This window comes from Calditrichota bacterium (assembly GCA_014359355.1).
GTDB lineage: Bacteria > Zhuqueibacterota > Zhuqueibacteria > JANLFK01 > Oleimicrobiaceae > Oleimicrobium.
In genome coordinates, this window is sequence record JACIZP010000140.1 from 1 (window position 1) to 6,669 (window position 6,669).

The 6,669-nt window shown below is 61.1% G+C and carries 3 protein-coding genes; 1 reads left to right on the plus strand and 2 read right to left on the minus strand.

Annotated elements, in window-relative coordinates:
- Positions 1 to 1,805, minus strand: a 1,805-nt coding sequence (locus tag H5U38_05825) for a bifunctional homocysteine S-methyltransferase/methylenetetrahydrofolate reductase (GenBank protein MBC7186535.1), incomplete at its 3' end; no start/stop codon positions are given.
- Between the two features lie 36 nt (positions 1,806 to 1,841).
- Positions 1,842 to 4,979 (minus strand): PD40 domain-containing protein, encoded by a 3,138-nt coding sequence (locus H5U38_05830; GenBank protein ID MBC7186536.1) that lies wholly within the window; start codon positions 4,977 to 4,979, stop codon positions 1,842 to 1,844.
- Positions 4,980 to 5,803: 824 nt separating this feature from the next.
- On the opposite strand from H5U38_05830, the gene H5U38_05835 reads away from it, so the two are divergent.
- Entirely contained in the window at positions 5,804 to 6,394 is a 591-nt protein-coding gene (locus tag H5U38_05835) for a hypothetical protein (GenBank protein ID MBC7186537.1), read from the plus strand.
- Positions 6,395 to 6,669 lie beyond the last annotated feature (275 nt).

Below are 6,669 nucleotides of genomic sequence, written 5' to 3' on the forward strand. Positions count from 1 at the left end.
ACCTCGATCCTCTCCTTCCCAAACGGAGGCATGAGGTAGATTCCCTGTACTCGCTGCCGGAACTGGCGCACAGTTTCCTGCGCCGTGGCGACACCCACTTCGCGCGCCTCTTCCTTCGTCTTTGCCTTGCGCATCCGCTCGGCCACTGCATCGCACACGTGTACGCCAGGGACTTCGTTGTTGAGGAATTCCACCATCCGGTAGCTCATGAGGGGCATGATGCCCAGGAGGACCGGGATACCGCAATCGGCTATGCGCTCCAAAAAGCGGGCGAAGAGTTCGTCGTCGAACACCGGCTGGGTGAGGGCGAATTCCGCCCCAGCCTGGATCTTCTGCGCAAAGCGGGCCAGCTCCCGCTCAAGGTCCGGCGCCGTGGGGTTCACGCCCACACCGATGAGAAACGAAGTGGGCGCGCCGATGGCGTTGCCGGCGATGTCCATGCCCTGGTTGAGCCCGGCGATGATGCGCGTCAGGCCAATGGAGTCAACATCGAAGACTGCGGTGGCGCTCGGATAGTCACCCAGCTTGGGCGGGTCGCCGGTGATGGCCAGGATGTTGCGTATGCCCAACGCATGGGCACCGAGGAGGTCTGACTGGATACCCAGCAGGTTCCGATCTCGGCAGGTGTAGTGCAGCAGCGGCTCGACCCCCAACTCTTCGTGGATGATTTTGGCCAAAGCCATGGGGCACATCCGCGCCGAGGCCCGCGGCCCATCTGGGATGTTCACCGTGTCGATGCCCAGCTCCCGCAACCGGGCCACGCCGGTCAGCACCTCTGCGGGGTCACAACCTCGCGGGGCCAGCACTTCCACCGATACCACGAACTTCTTGCCCAATTTTCGGCCCAGAGCAGACTTGTCCTCGCGGGGCTTTGCCGCCGCCTTGAGGGTGGCTTCGGCACGGGGGGCAATGGCGATCGCCGCGTGGCGCGGGGCGGTAGCGCGCACTGCATTGGCTATGGCGCGTATGTGCGCTGGAGTGGTGCCGCAACAGCCCCCCACGATACGCGCGCCGGCTGCGATGAAGCGCCGAGCGAATTCGGCGTGGTACTCCGGCGAGGAAAGGTAGATGTAGCGCCCCTCCACCAGGCGGGGCACACCCGCGTTGGGTTGGGCCGAAATGCGCGCTGCGCCAGCGGCGTGCATCCGCTGCACCACCTCGAGCATGGGCTGGGGTCCTACCGAGCAGTTGGCCCCCACGACGTCGGCCCCCTCATCCAGCAGACGGGTAGCCACCTTCTCCGGTATGGCCCCCAACAGGGTGCGGCCGTCGTCGCCAAAGGTCATCTGGGCAACCAGCGGCTTGTCCGTGAGCGACCGCACCGCCCGCAACGCGGCGACAATCTCGTTGAGGTCGGCAAAGGTCTCCAGCAGGAAGATATCCACGCCGCCTGCGAGCAATCCCTCTGCCTGCTCGCGAAACGCAGCCTCCGCCTCCGCAGGCGTTACGGTGCCGTAAGGCTCGAGCTTGACCCCCAGCGGCCCGATGGCTCCCGCGACAAATACCTCCTCTCCCGCCACGCTCCGGGCCAGCTCTGCCCCTGCGCGATTAATCTCGGCCACCACGTGGTCAAAGCCATGTGGCGCCAGCTTGAAGCGGTTGGCACCGAAGGTATTGGTTTCGATGATCTGCGCCCCTGCCGCCACATACTCCCGGTGGATCTCTCCCACCAGCTCTGGCTGGCTCAGGTTCAATTCGTCAAAGCAGCGGTTCAGATAGATGCCGCGGGCGTAGAGCATGGTGCCCATGGCGCCATCGCACACCAACACCCCTTGGTCAAGCCGCTGCAAAAAGTCCGCGCCCAAAGTCCCTGCCTCTTGCTGGTGCCCAGAAGGGCCCTCTCAGAACTCCGCCCCCAACGACCAGTAGTACCTTGGCTTCCTTGCGGTGGCGTACAAGTCGGTAGGCCAGCCCACGTCGAACTGCAGCACCAAGAAGCCGATATTGGCGCGCATGCCAAAGCCGAAGGCCATGCGCAAGTCTTCCAGCTTGTAGAAACCGTTGGGCGCGCGGGTAAAGGCCGTAAAAGGCTCATCCCGGTACTGTGCTCCTGCCAAGTCGGCGAACAGAGCCCCACGGATGTCCTCGAAGCCAATGGGCAACGGCCACCCCATGAGGAAGTAGCGGATCAGCGGGAAGCGGAACTCAAAGTTAGTCAACATGAACCAGTTGCCCGCCAGCTCATAGTAGCTCCCGCCGCGGAAGGGCATTTCGAAGGAGGCGAAATAGATCTCCTCGATGTTGTTGACCCGCACGTAGCCCCCGGCGAATTCGCGATTGATCCAGTTCTCCACACCGCCGACAAAGAACTGCTGGGGCTGTTTGCCAAAGCTGGCTCCGCCCGCTGCGCGCAGGACAAAGTTGTACTCCTTCCCGATCTTGTAGTACCTTCGCCAATCCAGCCGGGCGGTGATGAATTCCGCCCCGCGCTCGCCGAACAGGCCGGGGCTCGCCATCAGGCCCACCGCACTCCGGCGCCCGTTCACCGGACCGGTGATACCCCAGAGCGACGTGTCGTCCACCCACGAGGTGCCCAGCAGGACAAACCGGCGCCGCGTGGGCGGCAGGTAGCCGATGTCCTCGAGGAACTTCTGATCCTCCTCGCTGAAATCTAAGTAGTCGCGGTCGATGCCCATGAAGCCTGCGCTAAAGTCGATACGCCGGAACCGGGAAAGCGGCAAGCTAAAGTATGTGCTCAGCCCATAGTTGCGGTCGCGGATGAGGCCGAGGTCGTACGAGAAAAAGAAGTAGGCGTTATGGTACCCACCCACGCCGATATCCAGGCGGCGCGGCAGGTAAAAGTAGGTGACCATGTAGTCCGAGTTGCGAAAATCATAGAAGAGGTTCGTGTAGATGTTGATGCGGTGATTGCCCAGAACGTCCGACAGCGCCAGTTGCGTCGTCCCCTGCACGCCGAAGTACTGACTGTACTCAGCCGTGCCATAAATGATGTCCGGCGAGAACTTGACTTCGTAGTCGTGCACCCGAAAGGCCCCGCTCTCGGTCCTGATCTCGGCCGAGTCCAGCGCGACCTTCTTCACTTCCGGCTCGAACTCGATCTGGCCATCTGCGAACTTTTCGTCAAACACAAAGTTCCGATACTTGTTCTCTCTCTCCCGGAACCCGGGCCGCATGTCCACCACCCGGGCTAGTTCCATCTCCCGCTTTTCCCTCTCCTTCTCCCGCTGCTCCATCACTCTGGTGAACAACGCCGTGGGGGCAGGATTCACGGTGTGCGGCTTGATCTCCAAAGGATTGCTCAGGAGGTAAAGGTCGTAGCCCGCATTGTAAAACGAGGTGAATGCTAATCGAGTGCCGTCCCCGCTCCAGCTCGGTTGGAAGGCACCGGTGAGCAGATCGGTGATCGCCCACTCGTCGCCAGTGGCCAGCTCCTTAAGGTAGAGGTTGGTGATGCCGGTGCGGTCGCTGGTGAACGCGATGTACTTGCCATCTGGAGAATAGACCGGCGTGCGCTCGACGAAATCGGTAGTGGTGAGCCTGGTGATGGTCCCGTCTTCCAGTGACAGCTCGAAGATGTCAAAGTTCTTGTAGGCAGTCTCGTGAATCTTCACATCGCCAGCCACGGTTGGGTCCACGTACGGCCCGCGGTCGCTGGCAAAGACAATCCTTGTACCATCGGGCGACCAGGAGGGCTCCACATCACTGAAACGGTCGTTGGTCAACTTGCGAAATTCCCCGGTCGGCAGGTCCACCACGTAGATGTCGCTCTGCCCATGGTAGGTGCCGGTAAACGCAATCCGCCTGCCATCTGGGCTCCAGCTTGGGTTGAAGGCGCCATCCAAGGCAAAGCTCAGCGTGCGCACGATCTTGCGCTGCTTCACGTCCACGATGTGCAGCACGTCGCCTTCGCCTGCCTTGGAGCCGAAGACGATCTGCTCGCCATCCGGGGACCAGCTGATGTTCGGTCCCTTTAGCCAGTGCAGCTCCTCAAGGTTGGCAGTCTTCTGCCCGCTCACCAACTTGGCGAGAATCTGCCCATCCACGGCGCTCATCAGGTAGACATCGAAGTAGTCCGAACGGTCAGAGAGGAAGGCAATCTTGTCCCCCTTCGGGCTCAGGGCCGGGCTGGTGTTGACAAAGTTGCGGTCTTTCTTGTGGTCGGTGAGGCGCTTGGCAATGTCCTCCGGTTCGCGATGGGAGCCAATATCAGGCCAATACAGCTCCTTCACCCACTTTTGCCACCGTTTGGAAAGGTCTTTCACGTTGACGCCAACCGCCTGCTTCACGCCGCGGTCGACGCTCTTGCTCACTTTGATCTTGCCCAAAAGTTCGCCGATCTTCTGCCCGCCGTACCGGTCGCTGATGAACAGCAGCACGGACTGCCCGCCCTTGTAGGCGAGGAACCCGCTCAGCATCTCGATCTCCGGCAGGTAGCCGTTGATCGCCGCATCGCGCATGTACATGTCCGATTCAAAGTCCCAGCCGCGGCTCTCATACTCGGCCAAACCTTCTGCCAGCCAGAGCGGCAGCTGCAGGCGCGTGAGGCCGGTGATGATAGACTGCACACCGCTGCCGTACACCATCTGCAGCATCACCGCGTGCGTCAGCTCGTGGTGGATGACGTGGCGAAACCTCTCCCACTCGCCATCATAGGGCACCACCACCCGGTTCTTGAAGAACTCGGTAAATCCTCCTACCGACTCCTCCGGCGGCGAGAGGTCCACATTGGTCTGGCCAAAGTCGTTGTGCGAGTTGTGCACGATGATGGTGATGCGGTCGGTGAGTTCGTAGCGAAAGTCCTTCTTCAGCGCGCGGTAGCTCTGCTCAGCGACCTCGGCGGCGAACTCGGCGATACTCTGCCCCCCTTCGGTGAAGTAGATGTTGAAATGTTCCGACTGCAGGTACTGCCATTTGAAGTTGGTGTATTGCACTTTGTTCTTGCCAAAGTATTGGCCCATGGCGACGCTGGTGCCCAGCGTCCACAGGCAGGCAATGATAAGAATGCGAGCAGGCTTCATGGTCATACTCCGTGACTAAGAACTGGCAGGTACGCTCTGCGCCTTCCGAGGAAGGAGAGGCATGCAAGCACCTTGCCAGCGCAGAACACCTGGCTGCGCGGGCCGTTCGGGCTAATCCTCCCCCCTCGACGCAAAGTTTGTAGCCACCTGCGCAAAAAAGCTTTTCGCCGCACTGTCCGCGGCGCCAATCGTATTGTACCAAATCCCCGCATAAGAATCAAGCAGAAATTGGTCCGCCGCGGCAGGCTTTGGGCGACGGCAGCGCAACGGAACGCCCACCTTGGCTCTTCGGCACCGACTCTTGAACCTTGGGGCGCGCCGTCCAGTTCCGTCGCCAGCGCGTTGCATTCCGGCGCGGGGCCAAAGCGAGAGCGGAAAACTCTTGACACAAAGGGTGGGGCTGCATTATATTTTGCAGCACAGACACGGAAAAGGAGTCGGAACACAAGGAGGCATGCAGGGACATGGCAAGGAGCAAGAGCAAGCAGAAGCGGCGTCGGATGAAGCTGCAGCAGAAGAGGAAGGCACGGAAGAAGCGGGCCAAGGCTTTGCGGGCGGCGCAGGCGGCCCCGGCTACGGGCAGCGAAGGGTAGTGAACCGGTCGGTATAGGCCTAACCGCCTTCCCTTATACACAACGCGGACACGGAAACAAGAGGAGCGCCCTCCTTTCCTCGTTCTCCTTCGGCCGCGAGGCGTGGCTCTGCCCCCCTTTTGCTATTGAAAATACCGGTTTTTTTATCTTACTATGGAGCCAACGGCAAAGGGCGTGGGGCACCCTATGACAATGCCTCAGGGCTTCTCAGAAGGAAAGGAGGTGGCAGGCATGCGATACCTCACCATCGCATTAGGCGCTCTCCTCGCGCTGCTCTCACGCTCCAGGGAGGACTGGCAACCCCTTGCTCCGGGGCAAGGCAACGAGGCGATCGCTGGCGCAACAATGGCCAATCTGAAGGAAGAGCCGCGGAGCGCACGGCAACAAGAGGACCCGAGTGGCGGGTACAAGCCGGAAACGTCGGAACTGGTGGAATGGGAAGGTCAACCCTTCTTGATCGACTATGGCTCCGACATTGTCGAGGTCTGCCCCCGACCAGATCCGACCCTGCGATTCTTTGCCTATACCAGCATAATGTTGCCAAACGGTGACCCCTACAATATCTACAGGATCCGGGTAACGAGCACTGCGTACTACCGTCCGATGGTAGAGACGAAGTGGCATTTCCTGGAAACGCGGCAGAACATAAACCTGGACTGGCACTACGTGTCCCTCAGCTGGGAGCGGTCCATGCCCTTCGCCTGGGAAGGCCGAATGAAGTCCGAACATGGCTGGATGTTGGGCAAGGGGATTCCGGAGGCGGTCCGGGAATCTGAGGCGGGGCCGGTGGGCGCCTCCCACGCTACGCGGCTCCTGCCATAGTAAGGGGAAGGAGGAAGAGTTCAACAGCCGGACCCAAACCAGGAGGCCCGGCCCCACGCCCGCGGCTCTCTGCCTGCCAGTCAAAGGGGGCTGATAGCTCTAACTCTTCATTGGGCATGTCGAGGCTCGCCAAGGAGGCAGGTATGAGCGCAAGAACGCGACCCTCCGTCTGGCCAGTAGTGGCCCTGGTGATGATGGCCTCTTGCACCGCGGCGCAGCAGCCTGGGGCCCTGCAATGGTCGCTGGTGGAGGTAGTGGAAAGGGGGCTGGCCTTT

Coding starts and splice junctions, on each gene's coding strand:
- H5U38_05835 (MBC7186537.1), top strand. CDS start 5,804: ATGCGATACCTCACCATCGCATTAGGCGCTCTCCTCGCGCTGCTCTCA.
- H5U38_05830 (MBC7186536.1), bottom strand. CDS start 4,979: ATGAAGCCTGCTCGCATTCTTATCATTGCCTGCCTGTGGACGCTGGGC.